Annotated in this window: 22 protein-coding genes and 2 pseudogenes; 4 read left to right on the top strand and 20 right to left on the bottom strand. The window is 35.9% G+C overall.

The genetic code is table 11. The features are described from left to right. Positions 1-13: 13 nt before the first annotated feature. From EKM00_RS15245 to EKM00_RS05845, 5 genes are all read right to left on the bottom strand, one after another. A complete protein-coding gene (locus EKM00_RS15245) occupies positions 14-202 on the bottom strand; it encodes a hypothetical protein (RefSeq protein ID WP_255416625.1) in 189 nt (62 codons plus the stop codon). A gap of 181 nt (positions 203-383) precedes the next feature. Continuing rightward, positions 384-1,925: an acyl-CoA carboxylase subunit beta gene (locus EKM00_RS05830; protein WP_126455056.1), complete on the bottom strand. Its 1,542-nt coding sequence runs from the start codon at positions 1,923-1,925 to the stop codon at positions 384-386. A 177-nt stretch (positions 1,926-2,102) separates the two neighbouring features. Then, on the bottom strand, positions 2,103-3,545 hold the full coding sequence (accC, locus tag EKM00_RS05835; RefSeq protein ID WP_126515561.1) for an acetyl-CoA carboxylase biotin carboxylase subunit: 1,443 nt from the start codon (positions 3,543-3,545) through the stop codon (positions 2,103-2,105). 93 nt (positions 3,546-3,638) lie between these two features. Then, positions 3,639-4,124 (bottom strand): acetyl-CoA carboxylase biotin carboxyl carrier protein subunit, encoded by a 486-nt coding sequence (locus EKM00_RS05840; RefSeq protein WP_126460338.1) that lies wholly within the window; start codon positions 4,122-4,124, stop codon positions 3,639-3,641. 101 nt (positions 4,125-4,225) lie between these two features. Further along, entirely contained in the window at positions 4,226-6,430 is a 2,205-nt protein-coding gene (locus EKM00_RS05845) for a B12-binding domain-containing radical SAM protein (RefSeq protein WP_126515562.1), read from the bottom strand. 331 nt (positions 6,431-6,761) lie between these two features. Between EKM00_RS05845 and EKM00_RS15080 the strand changes: the two are divergent. After that, positions 6,762-6,866: pseudogene (locus EKM00_RS15080) on the top strand (T9SS type B sorting domain-containing protein); the annotation flags it as partial. Positions 6,867-6,873: 7 nt separating this feature from the next. On the opposite strand, the gene EKM00_RS05855 reads toward EKM00_RS15080, so the two are convergent. Further along, positions 6,874-8,157 (bottom strand): MFS transporter, encoded by a 1,284-nt coding sequence (locus tag EKM00_RS05855; RefSeq protein ID WP_126515563.1) that lies wholly within the window; start codon positions 8,155-8,157, stop codon positions 6,874-6,876. A 103-nt stretch (positions 8,158-8,260) separates the two neighbouring features. Here EKM00_RS05855 and bshC point away from each other — a divergent pair, with 103 nt between their 5' ends. Continuing rightward, a complete protein-coding gene (bshC, locus tag EKM00_RS05860; protein ID WP_126515564.1) occupies positions 8,261-9,904 on the top strand; it encodes a bacillithiol biosynthesis cysteine-adding enzyme BshC in 1,644 nt (547 codons plus the stop codon). A gap of 84 nt (positions 9,905-9,988) precedes the next feature. Next, complete coding sequence (locus EKM00_RS05865; protein WP_126460327.1) at positions 9,989-10,408, top strand: nucleoside-diphosphate kinase; 420 nt, start codon at positions 9,989-9,991, stop codon at positions 10,406-10,408. Positions 10,409-10,537: 129 nt separating this feature from the next. On the opposite strand, the gene EKM00_RS05870 is transcribed toward EKM00_RS05865, so the two are convergent. Both EKM00_RS05870 and EKM00_RS05875 read right to left on the bottom strand, forming a co-directional pair. Beyond that, complete coding sequence (locus tag EKM00_RS05870) at positions 10,538-10,834, bottom strand: DUF721 domain-containing protein (protein ID WP_126460325.1); 297 nt, start codon at positions 10,832-10,834, stop codon at positions 10,538-10,540. Next, positions 10,815-11,258, bottom strand: coding sequence for a hypothetical protein (locus tag EKM00_RS05875; RefSeq protein WP_126455073.1), 444 nt, complete (start codon positions 11,256-11,258; stop codon positions 10,815-10,817). Before EKM00_RS05875 ends, EKM00_RS05870 begins: the two co-directional genes overlap by 20 nt. A gap of 436 nt (positions 11,259-11,694) precedes the next feature. On the opposite strand from EKM00_RS05875, the pseudogene EKM00_RS05880 reads away from it, so the two are divergent. Next, a pseudogene (locus EKM00_RS05880) lies at positions 11,695-11,904 on the top strand (serine hydrolase domain-containing protein); the annotation flags it as partial. Positions 11,905-12,092: 188 nt separating this feature from the next. Here the strand turns inward: EKM00_RS05880 and ftsY are convergent. The 12 genes from ftsY to EKM00_RS05940 all read right to left on the bottom strand — a co-directional run bounded on the left by ftsY (position 12,093) and on the right by EKM00_RS05940 (position 20,482). Further along, a complete protein-coding gene (gene ftsY, locus EKM00_RS05885) occupies positions 12,093-13,073 on the bottom strand; it encodes a signal recognition particle-docking protein FtsY (RefSeq protein WP_126515565.1) in 981 nt (326 codons plus the stop codon). 127 nt (positions 13,074-13,200) lie between these two features. After that, positions 13,201-13,353 (bottom strand): DUF4295 domain-containing protein, encoded by a 153-nt coding sequence (locus tag EKM00_RS05890; protein WP_091205215.1) that lies wholly within the window; start codon positions 13,351-13,353, stop codon positions 13,201-13,203. Between the two features lie 76 nt (positions 13,354-13,429). Beyond that, positions 13,430-13,612, bottom strand: coding sequence for a 50S ribosomal protein L33 (rpmG, locus tag EKM00_RS05895; protein WP_017495179.1), 183 nt, complete (start codon positions 13,610-13,612; stop codon positions 13,430-13,432). A gap of 27 nt (positions 13,613-13,639) precedes the next feature. Further along, positions 13,640-13,876 carry a 50S ribosomal protein L28 gene (rpmB, locus tag EKM00_RS05900; protein ID WP_126455077.1) on the bottom strand — a complete coding sequence of 79 codons (237 nt, stop codon included), beginning with the start codon at positions 13,874-13,876 and terminating at the stop codon, positions 13,640-13,642. A 72-nt stretch (positions 13,877-13,948) separates the two neighbouring features. Further along, positions 13,949-15,202, bottom strand: coding sequence for a CinA family nicotinamide mononucleotide deamidase-related protein (locus tag EKM00_RS05905; RefSeq protein ID WP_126515566.1), 1,254 nt, complete (start codon positions 15,200-15,202; stop codon positions 13,949-13,951). 221 nt (positions 15,203-15,423) lie between these two features. Further along, positions 15,424-15,768, bottom strand: coding sequence for an Hpt domain-containing protein (locus EKM00_RS05910; RefSeq protein WP_126455081.1), 345 nt, complete (start codon positions 15,766-15,768; stop codon positions 15,424-15,426). Next, complete coding sequence (locus tag EKM00_RS05915) at positions 15,768-16,379, bottom strand: fumarylacetoacetate hydrolase family protein (RefSeq protein WP_126515567.1); 612 nt, start codon at positions 16,377-16,379, stop codon at positions 15,768-15,770. The genes EKM00_RS05910 and EKM00_RS05915 overlap by 1 nt, the downstream gene beginning before the upstream one ends. An 83-nt stretch (positions 16,380-16,462) precedes the next feature. After that, positions 16,463-17,233 carry a 3'-5' exonuclease gene (locus tag EKM00_RS05920; RefSeq protein ID WP_126455085.1) on the bottom strand — a complete coding sequence of 257 codons (771 nt, stop codon included), beginning with the start codon at positions 17,231-17,233 and terminating at the stop codon, positions 16,463-16,465. Positions 17,234-17,378: 145 nt separating this feature from the next. Further along, positions 17,379-18,704: a dihydrolipoamide acetyltransferase family protein gene (locus EKM00_RS05925; protein WP_126515568.1), complete on the bottom strand. Its 1,326-nt coding sequence runs from the start codon at positions 18,702-18,704 to the stop codon at positions 17,379-17,381. Between the two features lie 84 nt (positions 18,705-18,788). Beyond that, positions 18,789-19,946 carry a glycosyltransferase family 2 protein gene (locus tag EKM00_RS05930; protein ID WP_126515569.1) on the bottom strand — a complete coding sequence of 386 codons (1,158 nt, stop codon included), beginning with the start codon at positions 19,944-19,946 and terminating at the stop codon, positions 18,789-18,791. Between the two features lie 3 nt (positions 19,947-19,949). Next, on the bottom strand, positions 19,950-20,240 hold the full coding sequence (locus tag EKM00_RS05935) for a type II toxin-antitoxin system RelE/ParE family toxin (RefSeq protein WP_126515570.1): 291 nt from the start codon (positions 20,238-20,240) through the stop codon (positions 19,950-19,952). Continuing rightward, complete coding sequence (locus EKM00_RS05940) at positions 20,240-20,482, bottom strand: hypothetical protein (protein ID WP_126455093.1); 243 nt, start codon at positions 20,480-20,482, stop codon at positions 20,240-20,242. The genes EKM00_RS05935 and EKM00_RS05940 overlap by 1 nt, the downstream gene beginning before the upstream one ends. Positions 20,483-20,744 lie beyond the last annotated feature (262 nt).

The raw sequence follows: 20,744 nt of genomic DNA on the forward strand, positions 1-20,744 counted from the left end.
ATCCCCAATTGTTTCAGTATTTCAGTATTTCAGTAGTTTCCTTAGTTTGCGCTGCTGTATAATTATAAATTTCCACATACAATGCTTTTCCGCTTCGTACGGCGTAATCCAGCGCCATCATGGTTTCCTCCAATAGCGTTTCCGGATCAAAACGATTCGAATAAAAAAGAAATTTGTGGCAGTAACAAATCACTTTTTCCACATCTGTCCTATTTCATCTAGTTGTTTTTTTAGCCAAATTCTAATTTAATTTTTATAGTCCGATTGAAAGATACTAAAACGTCAAATGATCCCACAAAACACCAACTAGTTTTTGATATTAAATGTAAAACTAAAAAACCACCTAAAATAATCAGGTGGTTTTTTCATTTCTTAAAAAAATACTACAACGGAATATTCCCGTGTTTTCTATCTGGAGTAACACTAACTTTATTTTCTAGCATGCTAAAGGCTTTTATCAGTTTGCGTCTGGTGTCTTCCGGTAAGATTACCTCATCCACAAAACCACGTTGCGCTGCGGTATACGGATTTGCGAACAAATTCGCATATTCAGCTTCTTTTTCCAAAAGTTTAGCGGCAGGATCTTCGGCCTCATTGATTTCTTTCTTGAAAATAATTTCAGAGGCTCCCTTTGCTCCCATCACAGCAATTTCAGCTGACGGCCAAGCAAAATTCATGTCGGCACCAATGTGTTTCGAGTTCATCACATCATACGCACCACCATAAGCTTTTCGGGTAATCACAGTCACTCTTGGCACGGTCGCTTCGCTAAGTGCGTACAATAATTTCGCTCCGTGAACGATAATTCCATTCCATTCTTGGTCAGTTCCTGGCAAAAATCCCGGCACATCCACTACAACCAATAACGGAATATTAAAACAATCACAAAAACGAGTAAATCGAGCTGCTTTTTTCGAGCTGTTCACATCCAGACAACCGGCTAAAATCATCGGTTGGTTGGCTATAATCCCAATGCTTTTTCCTCCCAATCGAGCAAAACCCACCAGGATATTTTCGGCATAGTTTTTATGAATTTCATAAAACGAATCTTCGTCAATAATGCCGCTAATTACCTCGTGCATATCGTACGGTTTATTGGGATTATCCGGAATAATAGTCGCTAATTTGGTACGAACCTCATCATTAAGTTCATACGGTACACTGTGTGTTTTTTCTTTATTGCTTTGTGGCAAATAACTCAACAAGCGTTTCAAATCTTCCAGACATTCCACATCATTAGCAGAAGTAATGTGCGCCACACCAGATTTCGTAGAATGCGTGCTTGCCCCTCCCAATTCCTCTGAAGTCACCGTTTCATTGGTTACTGTTTTCACGACATTCGGGCCTGTTACAAACATATAACTGGTATCTTCAACCATCATCGTAAAATCAGTCATGGCTGGTGAATATACCGCTCCACCAGCGCAGGGACCCATAATTGCAGAGATTTGCGGAATTACGCCACTGGCTTGTACGTTTCTATAAAAAATATCAGCATAACCACCCAACGAACGAACACCTTCCTGAATACGTGCCCCACCAGAATCATTCAGGCCAATCATGGGTGCGCCCATTTTGACTGCCATATCCATAATTTTACAAATTTTTTCGGCATGAGTTTCAGATAATGATCCCCCAAAAACGGTAAAATCCTGCGCAAAAATATAGACCAATCGACCGTTTATAGTTCCGTATCCGGTAATGACACCATCTCCAAAAAACAGCTCTTTTTGCATTCCAAAATCAGACGTTCGATGGGTAACTAACATCCCGATTTCTTCAAAAGAGCCTTCATCCATCAAATAATTGACGCGCTCTCTTGCCGATAGTTTTTTATTGGAATGTTGTTTTTCGATACGTTTTTTACCGCCGCCCAAATGAGCTTCAGCAATTTTATCGTTTAATGTTTTTATTTTAGATTCCATACTTTATTTAATTGGATACTATTGTTTTTAAAATTTCGCCACTTTCAGTGGTTTTGAACAGTAATGCGATAGCTTTAATGTTTAAAATTGTATCGAGAAGCCTTGTGAAATGTATAGTTCTCGATACTTCTCAAAGGTTTTTTTGTTTAAAACCTTTGCTCAACTCGAACTGACGTTTTAAGAGTGTAGTAGGCGTACGATTTTTTGATCTTCAAAATACTGTTTCAGAGCCACCAAAGCAGCAATTTCGGCTTCTTTAGCCATTTGTTTTTTCAACACATCTGCATTGTAATAGTTTTTTACGAAATGCGTGTCAAATTTCCCAGAACGAAATGCCTCATGTTCAAAAACAAATTTCCCAAAAGGCAAGGTTGTTTGTACACCCTCAATTTTATACGCCTCAATAGCTTTTAACATAACTTGAATTGCTTCTTCTCGGGTTTCGCCGTACGTAATCAATTTGGCCAACATTGGGTCGTAATAAATAGGAATATCCATGCCTTGTTCAAAACCATTATCCACACGAATTCCCTCTCCAACAGGCAACTGATATACATCTAAATGACCTACACTTGGCAAGAAATCATTCATAGGATCTTCGGCATATACGCGTAATTCCATCGCGTGTCCTTTTATTTTTAAATCTTCTTGTTTTATGTTTAATGCTTCGCCTCGAGCTACTCTAATTTGTAGTTCAACCAAATCAGTTCCTGTAATCCATTCCGTAACAGGATGTTCTACCTGCAAACGAGTATTCATTTCAAGAAAGTAGAAATTGTTGTTTTCGTCCAATAAAAATTCGACAGTTCCTGCTCCTAAATAATCACAGGATTTAGCTACCAAAACAGCGGCTTCACCCATTTTTTTACGCAATTCAGGTGTTAAAACCGAAGAAGGCGCCTCTTCTATTACTTTTTGGTGACGACGCTGGATACTGCACTCTCTTTCGAATAAATACAACACATTCCCGTGGCTGTCTGCCATAACTTGAATTTCGATATGCCGTGGCGAACCCACATATTTTTCGATAAAAACAGAACCATCACCAAAAGCGGAAATCGCTTCACTGATGGCGCGATCCATTTGAGATTCGAAATCAGCTTCACTCTCTACCACACGCATTCCTTTTCCGCCACCACCTGCAGAGGCTTTAATCAGAATTGGAAAACCAATTTTTTTGGCAACCACTTTCGCTTTTTCGACATCCGTAATGGCTTCGTCAAAGCCCGGAACCATTGGAATGTTGTATTGCTTAACAGCCTCTTTCGCCGCTAATTTACTTCCCATGATTTTGATCGCTTTCGACTTTGGACCAATAAAAATGATATTATTTTTCTCTGCTTCTTCGGCAAAATCAGCATTTTCACTCAGGAATCCGTACCCGGGATGAATTGCATCTACGTTTAATGATTTCGCAACCTCTATGATTTTACTTCCCAATAAATAGGATTGATTAGAAGGAGCTTCGCCAATCCAAACGGCTTCATCAGCAAATTTTACGTGCGGTGCATTTCTGTCGGCAGTAGAATATACTGCTACAGTTTTAATGCCCATTTTTTTTGCGGTTTTCATCACTCTTATGGCGATTTCACCTCTATTGGCAACTAATAATTTTTTCATTTTATATTTTTTAACCGCAGATTCGCTAATTTTAATTCTCTCACAATCAATTGCGTTGTATAATTTAAAATTCTCTTTTAAATCAGTGGTGTTTTATTCAAATTCAATTAACAACTGTCCTTTATCTACGGCATCACCCATCATTACTGATATGGTTTTGATAACGCCATCACGCGGAGAAAGAAAGCTATTTTCCATTTTCATGGCCCCTAAAATAATAAGATTGTCATTCTCTTTGACGGTTTGTCCTACTACCACACTTATTTCGAGAATTAAACCTGGCATGGGTGCTTTGATAAAATTGACTTGTTTGGTAAGCCCTACTTCGAATCCCATTTCCTTAATCAAAACATCCAAAGGATTTGAAATGGCAACGGTGTAGGTGTTATTGTTTACCTTTACGGTGTAGCTTTTTTGAAGAAAATCAGAAGTGATGATTTCCGCTTGATAAGGAGTGTTTGAGTGCAAAACATGAAACTTATTCGTTTCCACACTTACTGCATCCAGTTGTGAAATACTTTTCTTTTCTAAATCAAAATGAAAAGTGTCATTTACATTAACTTTATAACCAATACTCATTTGCTTTTATTTTATGGTCGTAAAAATAGGCAAAAGAAAACGTTTTCGTAAACCAATGAAGAAAGTTTTATGCAAATTTAGTATAGGTGTCAAAAATAAAATTACAATACTAACAACCCATATTCTCGCAGCGTTTTAATTGGTTTGGAGTACCAAAACAATTCAAAGTCCTCCAGATATGATTCGAAATCTATTTTTATTTCTTGAAAGCTGTGAGTTTTAGAATTCGAAACAGCGATTTTCTGTAGCATTTCTACCAGCCATTCTCCCTCCCTTTTATTCGTTTGAATACTGAAACTTTCTTTTTTATCATGAAATATCAAAGTCATTAGTTCCCAAGAATTTCCTTTTTTAGATTTGGTAAAATGTTCCACAAATGGTTTGCCGCCTAACCAAACGATTTTAGCAGTGGGTTTGACGCTAAAATCATTGTCTTCTTGTAGAGCATCAAAAATAAAATCAGGTGAAATTTTAGTTTTTGGAATTTTAAATTCAAACCAATCCTGCAATTCGTAATCAAAACAGATTCCGTGCATGAAATTGAACAACGATTTCTTAAGTCCAAAACTGAATTTATCATGGTCGATTCCTGTTGCATCGGTATAATTAATATCGTTATTGGCAAAAGTTCCAATGATTTCGGTTTCTTTTGTCACACCAAATTTCTCCGGATACAAGCCTACTGGACTGTGCGCCGTCATAGCAAATTGATGCCAAAATCCTGATTGTAATACCCCAACTTCAAATAATTGACGCACCATTTCGAGACTATCCACTGTTTCCTGAATGGTTTGTGTAGGATAGCCGTACATCAAATAGGCATGAACCATAACTCCTGCTTCGGTAAAATTTCTGGTGACTTTAGCCACTTGCTCCACCGTAACGCCTTTGTCAATCAATTTTAATAATCGATCAGAAGCTACTTCGAGACCGCCAGAAACCGCAATGCAACCGGAAGCTTTAAGTAGCAAACACAAGTCTTTGGTAAAACTTTTTTCGAATCGAATGTTCGTCCACCACGTCACGGCTATTTTCCTACGAAGAATTTCGAGAGCTAGAGCCCGCATCAAAGCCGGTGGCGCCGCTTCATCTACAAAATGAAATCCGTTCTCACCTGTTTGGGCAATCATTTCCTCCATTCGGTCGCACAATAAATTGGCCGCCACGGGTTCGTAAATTTTGATGTAATCCAAAGAAATATCGCAAAACGTACATTTCCCCCAGTAACAACCATGTGCCATGGTAAGTTTATTCCATCTCCCATCACTCCACATGCGGTGCATGGGATTCACAATTTCGATAACCGAAATGTATTTATCCAAAAATAAATCCGAATAATCCGGAGTTCCTACTTGTGATTGTTTGTAATCGTGTTTCAGGGAATTATTTTTATAAACTACTTTTCCGTCTTCCAACAGAAAGGTTCGTTTATAAGAATTGTAATCTGTCCCGAAATTTCGGGATTCAATATTAGAGATTAATTCTTCTATTGGCATTTCCCCATCGTCCAAAGTAATAAAATCGAAAAACTCAAACACACGAGCATCTGAAAGCGAACGCAATTCTGTATTTGGAAAACCACCACCCATCGAAATCTTGATATTGGGATAATGCTTTTTAACCCATTGTGCCGAACGAAAAGCCGAGTACAAATTTCTTGGAAACGGAACTGAAATCAAGAATAATGTAGGTTTTATAGTTTCTATTTTTTCTTTTAAAATAGAAAGAAGAACGGTATCAATATAAGTTGGTTCCTGTTGCAAGGCTTCATACAATTCGTCAAAAGAATTCGCACTTCGTCCCAAACGTTCTGCATAACGGCTGAAACCAAAATTAGCATCTACACATTCCACAATAAAATCTGAAATATCTTCGAGATACAAAGTCGCTAAATGCTTGGCTTTGTCCTGTGTTCCCATCGTTCCGAAAGCCCAATCAAGTTCTTCCAATTGTGCAAAACGGGACGCTTCCGGCAAGAAATCTTCCTGACAAATTTGAAGCGCCAATGTTGGATTTTTTCCTTGCAGAAAAGCAATCACGGGATCAATCGTCTTTACATATTCATCTTGCAAAGCTTGAATTCTTTGGGAGTTGGGTGTTAGCTTTTGGGTCCTAGCTGTGGCAATAGCAAACACATTTTGCAAACCTTCTTTAGAAAACAATTCCAAAATCACCTCAATACCCAAATCCGCCTGAACAGACTCAATGTTTTTGGTATTCAGAAACCCTTTAATATAAGCGGTCGCCGGATACGGAGTGTTGAGTTGGGTAAACGGAGGCGTGATGATGAATAATTTGGTTTTCAAAAGAAATAAGTTTTGTGCAAAAATAAGGGATAATTCTGTTCTTATCACCAAAGTAAAAGTCCATATTATTATTTATTCTTTGGATTCAAATATAAAACAAAGCTATTTTTAGTTTCAACGTAATATATAGGTATTTAATTATATTTATCGTGCTGTAAATCTTACTTCTGAAGCGAATTTTTCCTTTTTCATTTACAATGCAAAGTCAATGTTTTGATTGTGCCAAAAACCTACGTGGTTGCAATGATGATGCTACTGCCGATTTAAAGAAAGCAAGCGATGGTATATACCTAGCAAAGAATTAAACCATTAACTCAAAAATAGTTCATGTGACGGAAGTCTTAATGGTCATCAACTTCCATCAGGTGATTATTGGTATACAGCAACCAGAACTGATGAAAATGAATACAAAGGTCATTTTAGTTTGAAGCGATAGCAAATTATCAAAACTTATGCTCTTTTTTGCTGACCATCAACAATGAAAATAAAGAGACACAGGCTGCCGTACTTAAGTAAAACCCAACGTAGGTCAGGCTATACTGTGTAGCTAACCAAATCGCAATCATAGGGGCAAAAGCGGCTCCGATAATTCCTGCCATGTTAAATGCCAAAGAGGTCCCTGAATAACGCACCGTTGTAGGAAACAGTTCCGATAAAAAAGTCCCCAATGGGCCATATGTGAATCCCATCAGCGCCATTCCAACACATAAAAACAAAGTCACAAGAACCGAACTGGCAGAATTTAAGAAAAATGAAAATGCAAAACCAAAAACAGCTATTGCTATCGTTGCATAAATAAGCATTTTTCTACGCCCAATACAATCCGCAATTAAAGCAGAAACAGGAATGAAAAACGCAAAAAACAATACCGAAAACAATTGCATCAATAGAAAATCCCTTTTGGAATAACCCAAATCTGACGTTGCCCAGCTAAGCGTGAACACCGTCATGAGATAAAAAACCAAGAAAGTTGTAATCGACGCAAATGTGCCAAAAATCAATTGGTTTTTATAAAATTTTAATAAAGTAAAAAAGGGAATTTTAACCTCTTGTTGTTCTTTTTTAGAGTTTTTGAAAGCAGGAGTTTCATCAATTTTTAATCGGATATAGAAACCTACAACAACCAATAACGAACTCCCTATAAACGGAATTCTCCACCCGTAGTCCAGAAAAGCTTCGGCACTCATTGTGTCTGTCAAAATCAAGAAAGTACCACCTGAAAGCAACAAGCCTATTGGAGCTCCCAATTGCGGGAACATACCATACCAAGCACGCTTATTAGCCGGAGCATTTTCGATTGCCAATAAAACCGCTCCACCCCATTCGCCACCTAAACCAACTCCTTGACCAAAGCGACACAACATAAGTAATAAAGGAGCTGTAATTCCAATACTGGCATAACTTGGTAAAAAACCAATACAAACAGTTGAAATCCCCATTGTTAATAATGCAATTACTAAGGTGGTTTTACGTCCAATTTTATCACCATAATGGCCAAAGACTGCGGAACCTAAAGGTCGGGAAAGAAAAGCAATCGAAAAAGTTGCAAGAGATAATAAAACAGAATTAGTATTATCTGTTGAAGGAAAAAACAATTGAGGAAAAACTAAAACTGCTGCATTAGCATAAATATAAAAATCAAAAAACTCTATAGTTGTACCAATTAAACTGCCAAAAAGAACATGTTTTAAAGAATTTTTATTCGTAAGCTTTAAATTATCTTTCATAAAATTGTTAATTTTTTTTGATAAAATTGATACTATTTTTCGAAAGTAACAAATATTATAGTTCCAATATTTTTCGGTAATTTAGCCTCAAATAAAATTCCATATGCCAACCGACTGTATCAGCTATCAAAATTCAGGATATTTCTCTTCTTTGATGAACGATTATTTAGATCAAAAAAATAATTTACATTCTCTATACAATAGATTTCCAACGCTGGAAAACTTTGAAAAGCAAATCCTTGAAAAGCAAAATAACTTCCCCTCCCCAGCCCTCCCCGAAGGAGAGGGAGTCGAAATGGATAAAAAAATTGTCAATGACAATAAAAGAAATATTTTAGTTTCAGTCTTAAAAAAACAATATTCGGCTATTTCAACTTCTGTTTTAACAAAACAAAATATTGAAACTTTGGCACTTCCAAATACATTTACTGTAACCACTGGCCATCAGCTAAATTTATTCGGTGGACCTTTATATTTTTTATACAAGATTATTTCGACAATTAATTTGACAACCGAATTAAAAGCGAAATATCCCACCTATAATTTTGTCCCCATTTACTGGATGGCTACCGAAGACCATGATTTTGAAGAAATCAATTATTTTAATTTTAAAGGCAAAAAATTCCGTTGGAACAAAGAAAGTACAGGTCCTGTTGGACGATTGTCTACTAAAGGTTTATCCGATTTTCTAGAAGTATATGCGCTGGAATTAGGTTCCGGTACGAATGCAGATACTCTAAAAAAATTATTCAAAGACTCTTATCTGAAACACGATAATTTAGCCGATGCCACACGATTTTTGGCAAATGCATTATTTGGTGCAAATGGTTTAGTCATTTTAGATGCGGATAATTCAGACTTAAAAAGAGCTTTTATTCCATTTGCAAAAGAAGAATTACTACACCAATCCTCGCATAAATTAGTACTAGAAACTGCCGAAAAATTAAAAGAGTATACCATTCAAGTGAATCCTCGTGAAATCAATTTGTTTTATATTGAAGATAGTATCAGAGAACGCATTATCTTTGAAAATGATCGATACAAAGTAAACCACACTAAAATTGAGTTTTCTGAAACAGAAATTCTATCCCTTTTAGAAAATCATCCGGAGAAATTCAGTCCTAACGTGATTATGCGTCCGTTATATCAAGAAGTGATTCTCCCCAATTTATGCTACATTGGCGGAGGAGGAGAGATTGCCTATTGGCTAGAACTACAATCGTTTTTTGCCGCTGCAAAAGTAACTTTTCCAATACTTTTGATTAGAAATTCTGTACTATTAGCAACCGAAAAGCAAGCTAAAAAAGCAGATAAATTAGAATTGAATTGGGAAAATTTATTTTCGAAACAGGCGAATTTAGTACCTACTAAAACCAAAGAATTATCAGATTTCCCAGTCGATTTAACGCATCTCAAAATCCAATTGGAAAAACAATTTCAGGAGCTTTATGATGTTGCGACCAAAACCGATAAATCTTTTATTGGAGCGGTAAAAGCTCAGGAAACAAAACAAAACAAAGGATTAGAAAATCTGGAAAAACGATTGCTAAAAGCACAAAAAAGAAAACTAAGTGACGTTTTACAACGCATCACCTACTTGCAAAATGAGCTGTTTCCCAACCAAAGTTTACAGGAACGACAAACTAATTTTTCCGAATTTTATTTGGAATACGGAGATAAACTGATTCCTACATTAATCAACCAACTCCAACCGCTAGACAACAAATTTGAAATTATTGTACTTTAATCAAATTATGATTATTTGAGTGCAATATTTGTAAAAATATTCAATAAAAAAATGCTAATTTTGCATAAAATTAAAAAAATAAAAATGGCTACTAATAGAACTTTTACAATGATCAAGCCTGATGCTGTTGCTAACGGACACATCGGAAACATACTTGCAATGATTACTACGGCAGGTTTCAAAATCGTTTCTTTAAAATTGACACAATTAACTGTTGCTGATGCACAAGCTTTTTACGAAGTGCACGCTGCAAGACCTTTTTATGGTGAATTAGTTGAGTTTATGTCAAGAGGACCAATTGTTGCTGCTATTTTAGAAAAAGACAACGCTGTTGAAGATTTCAGAACTCTAATTGGAGCTACAAACCCAGCTGACGCTGCTGAAGGAACTATCCGTAAAGCATACGCAACCTCGATTGGAGAAAATGCAGTTCACGGTTCTGATAGCGATGAAAATGCAGCTATCGAAGGTGCGTTCCATTTTGCCGGAAGAGAGCAGTTCTAGTATCGGTTTTCAGTCGCAATTGACAGTTACGAATTATAATAAAATAGAAATCCCGTTTCAAAATTGAAACGGGATTTTTTTATATCAAAAATCTGAAATCTAAATTCGTTAATCAACAATCTAAAATCATTACCTTAAAACCACATCCTTCACCACATCTCGTCTTAGTTCCTCATTAATCATAGCCACAATTTTTGATTTGCCATGACTTAATTCCTCCCGTAAAACGGACGAGGTCAACTCTACATACAACGTACTTCCTTTCAAAACTACATTATTGGTATAACTGTTCACACCGTTACCCATCAAGTTTTTCCAAGCGTATTTTACGTCCATTTGATCCATTCCGGGCTGCAACTTATTTACTTGGATAATTTGTTTCAAAACATCCCCTATCGTACTTTGATTATTTAGTCTCTTTGCCATCGCCCAGTAAATTTATTGGTGTTGCTTTCTTGTAATGATATGCTGTTTTTTCTTTGTTCAGTAATACTAATTCTTCCGCTGACACTGCAATTATTTCCTCACTCCATTTCATATAAGGTGTTGAATAATCCACAAACGCCTTGTCATCTGCAAATCGAATTGAAACCTTTTCATACGCATCATTCACCATAAAAGTACCGTCTAGTTGTGGCATGACTTTCTTTCGAAACCCTTTATTCTTTTTGTCAACTTCAAAATAATCATACACTTCATTCATCTTATACTCCTTGTTTTCCCCCTTATCAAAAACAACCTTTTTAATTTCCCAATAGCCGTTTATGTTGGCAATATCAGCAGGTATAATTTCTTGCTGGCATCCCACAAAAAGGAATGCAATAAAAAGAAAGCTAAATGTATTTTTCATATAATTAATATTTTTAGGAGCTATTTCCTGCTTTTCACTTCAATCTTTTTATCCGCCGAAAAAACGGCTAAAAAAGGATTTCCGCTTCAATCAGGGCTAGGTATTTTGAAGTAACCATACTTAAATTGCATACAACAAAGTTACTCTTATTAAATTCACAGAAAACAAAAAAAGCAGAACACATTAAACTATTTTATATATCACTAACCATAAGGTAATTAGAACTAAATTAGAGCAAAATGTAAAAAATAATCTACCGTATCGTCCTCACAATATTTTGCATAAGCTACAATTCTGAAACTTCAGAACAAACGCCTACTCCAACAGATACACTCTATTTCCTTCCACTAACCGACGCCACTTGGGTAACAAAATCTAGTATCATTCTTGTCAACGGCCGAATTGTTATGGAAAATTATTTCAATGGTCATCATGCCAATTGGAATTCAACGGTAGTTTAATACCAACAGCTCCTGCCGACATATTTATGGCCCTAGGCAAAAACGATCAAAAAATTTATGTCATTCCGAGCAAGAAAATGGTCGTTATCAGAATGGGAGAGGTGGTAAACCTTGATAATCCAACTTTAGCTTTATCTGATTTTGATGAAATATTACAGCAGAAACCTAGCGTTTTACCTCAGTAAATCTACTTGGCTTTCAAACGTTTAAGAAAACCTAAAACAAAGAAAACCAATCCCATAAGTATCAAAAAATAATACAGACTAATACTTATATCTCGAATAAGATTAGCCATTATAAAAGAAACTATACTCCCAAAATAAAGGTATAGTGGTGGTACATTTTTTAAAGAAGAAAAATCCATAATTGTCTTTTATTTAAAGAATGAATCTACAAATTCATATTTATTAAAAACCTGAAGATCCTCAATTCCTTCTCCAACACCAATATATTTTACAGGAATTTTAAACTGATCTGAAATTCCTATCACCACACCGCCTTTGGCAGTGCCGTCAAGTTTTGTAACCGCTAAACAAGTAACCTCAGTAGCGGCAGTGAATTGTTTGGCTTGTTCAAAAGCATTCTGACCCGTTGAACCATCCAAAACTAGCAGAACATCATGTGGCGCATCTTCAACAATTTTTTGCATCACTCGTTTTACTTTGGTCAATTCGTTCATTAAATTAATTTTATTATGCAAACGACCTGCGGTATCAATGATAACGATATCCGCATTTTGCGCCACCGCGGATTGCAAGGTATCAAAAGCCACCGAAGCCGGATCACTTCCCATATCCTGACGAACAATAGGAACTCCTACTCGATCCGCCCAAATTTGCAACTGGTCAATGGCAGCGGCCCGAAAAGTATCAGCTGCGCCCAGCACAACGTTGTATCCTTGTTTTTTAAACTGAAAGGCTAATTTACCAATAGTAGTAGTTTTACCAACTCCATTTACACCCACTACCATCAAAACATACGGCTTAGTCTGAGTTGGAATTACAAACTCAGTGGCTTCACCGGAGTTAGTCTCTGATAATAAAGCCGCAATTTCTTCTCTGAGGATCAGATTGAGTTCTTCAATTCCCAGATATTTATCTGCTGCTACCCGACTTTCTATTCTTTTAATGATTTTCAAAGTCGTATTGACACCAACATCGGAAGCAACCAGAATTTCTTCTAAATTATCCAGGACTTCCTCATCCACTTTTGACTTTCCGGCAACCGCTTTGGTTAACTTAGAAAAGAAATTTGTTTTTGATTTTTCAAGACCTTTATCTAATGTTTGCTTCGCCTGTTCGGTTAGGCTCGGGTCTTTTTTGTCTGCTGAAAATATTCTTTTGAAAAAACTCATTGTGTAAATAGTATTAAGAATGAAGTATTTAAGTCCAAAGAACAAATACAATTTCTAATGGTAAATCTAGAAAATAAAAAAGCTACTTCCGAATGAAAGTAGCTTTTCTATATACTGCTGTTGTAAATTATTTCTTTTTCAAGAATTCATCAACTGATTCTGGAGTCATAATAGATTCTACGAATGTATATGCACCTGTTTTTGGAGATTTCACCATTTTGATGGCTTTTGATAATCTCTTAGAAGATGTCTGTAACGATGCTACGGTTTTCTTTGCCATGATTCAAATGTTATTTAAATTTAAATAAAATCTCTAAATGTGACCATTTCTAGATTTCTATTAAAATCTCTAATTATTATTTAATTTCTTTGTGAACAGTTACTCTTTTCAAGATTGGATTAAATTTTTTAATCTCTAATCTGTCTGGAGTATTTTTTTTGTTCTTTGTTGTTATGTATCTTGAAGTCCCTGCAACACCTGATGTTTTGTGTTCAGTACATTCTAAAATTACCTGGATTCTATTACCTTTCTTTGCCATCTTGCTATTTTTTTATTTTGGAAGGGATTATTTAATAAATCCTTCTGCTTTTGCTTTTTTCAAAACTGCAGCGATTCCATTTTTATTAATTGTTTTTACCGTAGATGCAGCTACTCGTAGAGTAATCCATCTATCTTCTTCTGGAAGATAAAAACGCTTTTTAACTAAGTTTACAGAAAATTTTCTCTTAGTTTTGTTCATAGCGTGAGAAACGTTATTTCCTACCATCGCTCTTTTACCTGTAAGGTCACAAACTCTTGACATTATACTTATCTTTTATCGTTATTCAAAATCAGGGTGCAAAGAAAAGAAAAATAAACCTATTAAGCAACATATTTACTGCACATTTTTTAAAATTTCTTTCTGTACTAGTTCTAAACTTTTTATTACCGCTCTATCTATCACTTTTTCACGGGGTTGACCAAAATTGAATTCTTCAACAATTACTTCCTTTGGTGTTGCTATTGCAATAAAAACAGTGCCAATTTCTGCATTTGAGTCGCCTTTTGTTGGTCCGGCATTTCCTGTTGTCGCAATTGCATAATCCGTATTCATTCTCTTTTTTATGCTCAAAGCCATTGCAGAAGCTACCTCCTTACTGACTTCGGAATATTCCTTTATCAGACTTTCCGGAATACCCAAAACATCTATTTTAGCCTGGGTTGAGTACGAAACTACACTTCCTGCAAAATAATTGGAAGCACCGGCAACAGCACTTAAAAGCGTTGCTATTTTACCCCCTGTACAACTCTCGGCTGTGGCTATGGCTTTGTTTTGTTGGGTCAAAAGTTTACCTACTGCAACTTCAATCGTTTCGTCTTCATCATAACCAACGATGATATCATGAATAATTGCGTCCAGCAAGTTCACATTTTCAAGTAGCGCAGTCTCTAATTTATTTTTATCTGTACCACGTGCCGAAAGACGCAATCGTACGCGTCCCGGAGCAGGCAAATAAGCCAGCTTAATAAATTCAGGAAGGTTATTTTCCCAATCCTCTATTCGTTCCGCCACCAGACTCTCGCCTTGTCCATAGGTAAGAATTGTTTTGTGAATTATATAAGGACGTTCATATTCTCGGACTACTTTTGGAATGATTTCATGTTCAACCAAATATTTCATTTCATAGGGAACTCCAGGAAGCGAAATAAAAACAGTGTTTTCCTTTTTCATCCACATTCCTGGTGCCGTACCCAACTGATTGTGAAGCACCGTACATTTTGAAGGAACCAGCGCCTGATCTTTATTGATTTGCGTAATGGTTCGCTTATAAAAACCTTCTATAAGTTGCGTGACATGAGCTAACACTTTTTGATCAACAACTAATTCATCTTCAAAGTAATCACAAAATGTTTTCTTGGTAATATCATCTTTTGTTGGTCCTAGACCTCCAGTTATAATAACCAAATCGACTTTGTTTTGAAGTGCTGTAAACGTATCAAAAATGTGTTTTTTATCATCACTAATCGAAATCATTTCGTTGATTTCAACACCAATTTTATCTAACGATTTGGCTATAAAACCAGAATTTGTATCGACAATTTGGCCTATTAAAATTTCGTCACCTATGGTAACTATGGTTGCTTTCATTTTTTTTGGTGCTGCTTATTTTGTAAAACTGTATTTAAAAAAGGAAAGTGTAAATTGGCAGATTCCTTTTTTTGCGTGAGGGATAATAGTGAAAATCCTCCCGTTTTTCCCGGAGATTACTTCACCTAACAATTATTTCAATAGGAGTTCAGTGAACGTCGTTTGCAACGGATAGCCTGACCACGCTGTAACGTAAGTGAAAGCGTGGTCACACCCAAATTTTACAAATCAAAGTCTTTTTTAATTTCTTTAATGGCTTCTTTCACCTGATTTTTTACACTCTTAAACGTTTCTTTGATTTCTTTCTTTTTACCTTCAGTCTTTGTCCAGGCTTCAACTTGAAGAATTTCTTCAAAAGCAACATTAAGTCCCATCAAATCCAGGGTTGGCTTTATTTTGTGTGCATAAGCATAGGCATGCTTGTGGTCTTTCTTTTTTATTCCTTCTTTAATTTGCTCTAGATCTGCCGGAACTTCAGTCACAAACAAAGTCAGAATTTCATTTACAAATTCAGGGTCGTTGTCCGACAGTGCGTACACTTTTGACAGGTTGTAGTTTATTGCCATTATTTTACTTGTATTCTAAATAGTTGTTGTCCTTCTAAAAATCCTTCTAAAACGTCCTCCGGCTTTACCGCTGCCACTCCCTCCGGGGTTCCTGTAAAAATGATATCGCCAATTTTTAATGTGAAAAACTGAGAAACGTATGAAATCAGCTCATCAATTTTCCAGAGCATCAAACTCGAATTACTCATTTGAACCGTTTCATTATTTTTCTTTAATTCAAAAGTAATATTTTCTACGGAACTAAATTCATTTTTTAATACAAATTCACCTATAACTGCCGAGCCATCAAATGCTTTGGCTTTTTCCCAAGGCAGCCCTTTTGCTTTTAATTTGTCTTGTAAATCCCGAGCGGTGAAATCGATTCCCACACTAATTTCGTCATAATATTTATGAGCAAACTTAGGCTCGATGTATTTCCCTACTTTACTTATCTTGACTATAATTTCGATTTCGTGGTGCACCTCTTCCGAAAATTCCGGGATTACAAACGGATGTTGTTTTAATAAAACGGCTGAATCCGGTTTCATGAAAACCACAGGTTCCGTGGGCCGCTCGTTTTGTAATTCCTCTATGTGATTGGTATAATTCCTACCGATACAGATTATTTTCATAACTTGGGTTTTGGGTTTTGGGTTTTGGGTTTTGGGTTTTGGGTTTTCTTATCCCCAACACCTAATACCCAATACACTAAAACCTATTTTGTATTCAGTTTTCGTAGTTTAATTGCCGTTAAAACTTTCTTGGTGTACAACGGAAAATCGGCGTTTTGAATCCAACTGAAATAGCCGGGCTCTGTTTCCAGAATTTTACCCACTTTGACTCCTTTGTGTTTTCCAAAAGTAAAAATCTCCTCCTCATCCTTATCAAAAGCAATCATTCCTGCGAAATCAGCAATTTTCTTTCTTGTTGTAAACTCGGACAATAATTTCATATCGTTTTCAAGTTCCGGATAGCGATCCAGTTGCGCTTTCAGAATCTCGTAAGTTGCCATGGTATCTGCTTCTGCAGAGTGTGCATTTTCAAGCGTTTTTCCACAATAAAATTTGTGAGCTGCGCTCAATGTACGCTCTTCCATTTTATGAAAAACGGTTTGCACATCAACAGAAACCCTTCCTTTCATATCAAAATCTACTCCGGCACGTAGCATTTCTTCAGCCAATAACGGAATATCAAAACGATCCGAATTAAATCCAGCTAAATCACTGTCTTTAATCATATTATACACTTGAGTCGCCAGTTCGTTAAAAGTAGGTTCATTGGCCACTTTTTCATCAGTAATACCATGAACAGCGGTAGTTTGTGCTGGAATTGGAATCGTTGGATTAACTAACCACGTTTTACTTTCCTTGTTTCCGTTTGGAAAAACTTTGAATATTGAGATTTCAACAATTCTGTCTTTTCCGATGTCAATTCCTGTGGTTTCAAGATCGAAAAAGCAAATTGGTTTATTGAGTTTGAGTTCCATTTTTAAATTTTGTGTGGATACAAATATAGAAATTTAGGTTTAATTTCGTTCAAAGTTCAAGGCTTAAAGTTGAAGAAAAACTCAAAAAAAAGAAAACCCGATTGATTTTCAAAAATCAATCGGGTTTTTATGATCTGTAAAACTTTTAAAGATCTCTGTTTACATCAAAGGCTTCTAAGTATTCAGCGACTCTTTTTACAAAACTGCCTCCTAAAGCTCCATCTACCACTCGATGATCATAGCTGTGTGACAAAAACATTTTCTGACGAATTCCAATAAAATCACCTTCTGGAGTTTCGATTACTGCCGGCATTTTACGGATTGCTCCAAGGGCTAAAATACCCACTTGAGGCTGATTTAAAATTGGCGTACCAAAAACACTTCCAAAAGTTCCCACATTAGTAACCGTATAGGTTCCGCCTTGAGTATCGTCCGGTTTTAGTTTTCCAGCTTTTGCACGACCTCCTAAATCATTGACCGCTTTAGCCATTCCAACTAAATTTAACTGATCCGCATTTTTAATAACGGGAACAATTAAATTTCCGTTTGGTAACGAAGCAGCCATTCCTAAGTTGATGTTTTTCTTCTTGATAATATAATCGCCATCCACAGAAATATTCATTCCTGGAAAATCTTTTATCGCTTTAGCAACCGCTTCCATGAAAATTGGCGTATACGTCAACTTCTCCCCTTCTCTTTTTTCGAAAGCAACTTTATTTTTCTCTCTCCATTTTACAATATTTGTCACATCGACTTCGATAAACGATTGTACATGAGCCGAAGTTTGTACAGAAGCGACCATGTATCCCGCAATTAGCTTGCGCATTCTGTCCATTTCTATAATTTCATCACCACCGCTTACGGATACCGGAGCTGCTTTTTGAGCTGCTGGAACTGCAACCGATTTTTGAACTGCTGCCACCGGAACTGCAATAGCAGGCTGACTCGTTCTGTTTTTTACATACTCTAAAATATCATTTTTAGTCACTCTTCCCTCTTTTCCTGTTCCCGAAATTGCTGCTAATTCAGCCACAGAAACTCCTTCTTCTTTAGCAATATTTTTTACCAAAGGCGATAAGAATTTTTCAGATTCCGAGTAATCGGAAGACAAATCTACCGGAGTCGCAACACTTTCGTTGGATCCTGAAGCTTCGGGATTAACCTTTTTTGTTACTTCAGCAATACCCTCAGGAGCTACAGCTTCTTTAACAATTGGAACAAACGCTCCATCTTCAGTCTCAATAATAGCAATAGTTTGCCCTACCTGAACTAAATCATCTTTACCAAACAGTTGTTCTACTAAAATTCCCGAAACTTCGCTTGGCACTTCACTGTCTACTTTATCAGTAGCAATTTCAAGTACTGCTTCATCCGCTTCAATTTTGTCGCCAACTTCTTTTAACCAGTTTGTAATGGTTGCTTCTGCAACGCTTTCTCCCATTTTTGGAAGTTTTAATTCAAATCTTGCCATATTGTTAACCTAAAAGGTGATATTGATTTTCAGTTTGCGAAATTACTAAATATTTCAAACATAAATTACATTAAATGTAATTTTTTACTCTATTTCTATAATCTCACCTCTCTCATTACTATTATTACTTCCTATTAAAAAATTAGCGTTTTTTGGTATAATTTTAAAGGTAAATCCTTTATTCCTTGAAGATTCGAGAATTGCGATACATTTTTTGAAAGAAATGAATTCGTTATCTAAAATAATTTCTGCACCTATTTTACTTTTAACAGCAGACGAAATTACTGTTTTTTCTGTTTTCAAATCGTGAAACAGGACTTTTTTTTGCAAAACCAAATGGAGCTTATCTGCTAATTTTTGGTTAGCTGAATACAAAAGATATGATTTTGGAATGATTTTTATTCCTGGTTTCCCTTGAAACATTTTCGCCAAAGAAAAAAAGACAATCCCAATTTTCATAAAAAGGGAGAAAAATAAAGCACTTTTAAAATGCTTTTTGTTGAAGAAATTCATCGCTTCCTGAAACCGTTTCATATACGTTTCATCCTTAACCGTACTTTCTCCTTTGTAGTGAATTGCGGTCGTTTCATGGAAATAATAATTGAATCTTCCTTCTTTCAGGACTCGATACGACAAATCAATATCGTCAGAATACATGAAACAATCTTCATCAAATCCGGCTACTTCAAGATACAAATCTCTTTTCATAACCATAAAAGCACCCACAAGAATGGCTACTTTTCCGGTTTGGTTTTCACTTAAATGTTGCGCATAATACTTCCCGAATGTTCCAGAAAATAATTTGTATAAACCTGTGATTTTGGTAAAAGCGACCCAAGGTGTCGGAACGCCACGTTTGCTTTCGGGCAGAAATCTTCCGGTTCCATCGATGAGCTTACAGCCCACGATTCCTAAATCCGATTGTTTTTGGGCGAAAGCCAATACTTTCACAAACGTATCTTCGGCAACAACAGTATCGGGATTCAGAACGCAAATGTATTCGCCTTGCGCTTGGGCTACCCCAATGTTATTGCCTTTAGGAAAGCCAATATTTTCTTTGTTTTGAATGAGTTTTACGTTAGGAAAAAGCTTTTGCATCATTGCACAACTGTCATCCGAAGAATTGTTATCAATTACAATAATTTCGCCGTCAATGGTTTCTAATGCGTTTTGAACGCTTAAAACACAGAGCTCCAGAAAATAGCGAACGTTGTAATTGAGAATGATGACGGATAGTTGCAAAGCTTATTGTTTTAGTTTTTTGGGATTTTGTTTCGTGTTGAAAATTCTCAAAACTACAACACTTTCTTTCTCTACGGAATAATTAATTTTAAAACTCCAAATGGCCACAAATCTAACTTTTTGGATATTAATTATTGGCTCAACCGGAAATTTATAAGGAAAATTCGGCAGAGAATTTGCCAAATCATAAATTTCATTAAATACTAAAATAGCATTTTGAGGACTTTCTTTTTTTATGTACTTATAAATAGCTTCTAGTTCATTTGATGCTTTTTTACTCCAAAGCACCCTCATTAACCTAGAATTTTTTTTCTGACATCTTCACTAGAATAGGTTTCTAACTTTCCTTCATTCAATTGATGTAAAGCCTCATGAATGTCTTTAGTATATTCTTTTTCAGAAATTGGGTTTCCATCTGCGTCATAACCAACTATATTTTCTTCATCAAGAAGTTTTGCTATTTTACTAAGAATCTTATTGTCGTTAATACTTAAGATTCTTTGCGTGATGCTGATTTTTAAAGTCTCCGTTTTCATGATACAAATTTTTAACCACTCAAATTTACGTCATTTTATTGAAAATTAAAAAAAACATGTTTCTCCACTAGCCCCGATGGAAGGGAAAATCCTTTTTATTCTTTAAAAACTAAAAGAGTACTTCACTAAGTTAATATTTTCATCGGTGTTCAGTGAATTTCATTTAGAATGAAAGCTGGACCTTTAGTTCCAACTAAAACCAAGTCATTCGCTCCTAAAAAACAGGTTATCATGTTTAGTTTTAACATTACTTAAACGATAA

The organism is Flavobacterium sp. RSP15 (assembly GCF_003968755.1).
Taxonomy (GTDB): Bacteria; Bacteroidota; Bacteroidia; order Flavobacteriales; family Flavobacteriaceae; genus Flavobacterium.

Excerpts from the sequence above, each read along its gene's own strand:
- EKM00_RS05830 (WP_126455056.1), bottom strand. The coding sequence starts at position 1,925 with ATGGAATCTAAAATAAAAACATTAAACGATAAAATTGCTGAAGCTCAT.
- accC (WP_126515561.1), bottom strand. The coding sequence starts at position 3,545 with ATGAAAAAATTATTAGTTGCCAATAGAGGTGAAATCGCCATAAGAGTG.
- EKM00_RS05840 (WP_126460338.1), bottom strand. The coding sequence starts at position 4,124 with ATGAGTATTGGTTATAAAGTTAATGTAAATGACACTTTTCATTTTGAT.
- EKM00_RS05855 (WP_126515563.1), bottom strand. The coding sequence starts at position 8,157 with ATGAAAGATAATTTAAAGCTTACGAATAAAAATTCTTTAAAACATGTT.
- bshC (WP_126515564.1), top strand. The coding sequence starts at position 8,261 with ATGCCAACCGACTGTATCAGCTATCAAAATTCAGGATATTTCTCTTCT.
- EKM00_RS05865 (WP_126460327.1), top strand. The coding sequence starts at position 9,989 with ATGGCTACTAATAGAACTTTTACAATGATCAAGCCTGATGCTGTTGCT.
- EKM00_RS05870 (WP_126460325.1), bottom strand. The coding sequence starts at position 10,834 with ATGGCAAAGAGACTAAATAATCAAAGTACGATAGGGGATGTTTTGAAA.
- EKM00_RS05875 (WP_126455073.1), bottom strand. The coding sequence starts at position 11,258 with ATGAAAAATACATTTAGCTTTCTTTTTATTGCATTCCTTTTTGTGGGA.
- ftsY (WP_126515565.1), bottom strand. The coding sequence starts at position 13,073 with ATGAGTTTTTTCAAAAGAATATTTTCAGCAGACAAAAAAGACCCGAGC.
- EKM00_RS05890 (WP_091205215.1), bottom strand. The coding sequence starts at position 13,353 with ATGGCAAAGAAAACCGTAGCATCGTTACAGACATCTTCTAAGAGATTA.
- rpmG (WP_017495179.1), bottom strand. The coding sequence starts at position 13,612 with ATGGCAAAGAAAGGTAATAGAATCCAGGTAATTTTAGAATGTACTGAA.
- rpmB (WP_126455077.1), bottom strand. The coding sequence starts at position 13,876 with ATGTCAAGAGTTTGTGACCTTACAGGTAAAAGAGCGATGGTAGGAAAT.
- EKM00_RS05905 (WP_126515566.1), bottom strand. The coding sequence starts at position 15,202 with ATGAAAGCAACCATAGTTACCATAGGTGACGAAATTTTAATAGGCCAA.
- EKM00_RS05910 (WP_126455081.1), bottom strand. The coding sequence starts at position 15,768 with ATGGCAATAAACTACAACCTGTCAAAAGTGTACGCACTGTCGGACAAC.
- EKM00_RS05915 (WP_126515567.1), bottom strand. The coding sequence starts at position 16,379 with ATGAAAATAATCTGTATCGGTAGGAATTATACCAATCACATAGAGGAA.
- EKM00_RS05920 (WP_126455085.1), bottom strand. The coding sequence starts at position 17,233 with ATGGAACTCAAACTCAATAAACCAATTTGCTTTTTCGATCTTGAAACC.
- EKM00_RS05925 (WP_126515568.1), bottom strand. The coding sequence starts at position 18,704 with ATGGCAAGATTTGAATTAAAACTTCCAAAAATGGGAGAAAGCGTTGCA.
- EKM00_RS05935 (WP_126515570.1), bottom strand. The coding sequence starts at position 20,240 with ATGAGGGTGCTTTGGAGTAAAAAAGCATCAAATGAACTAGAAGCTATT.
- EKM00_RS05940 (WP_126455093.1), bottom strand. The coding sequence starts at position 20,482 with ATGAAAACGGAGACTTTAAAAATCAGCATCACGCAAAGAATCTTAAGT.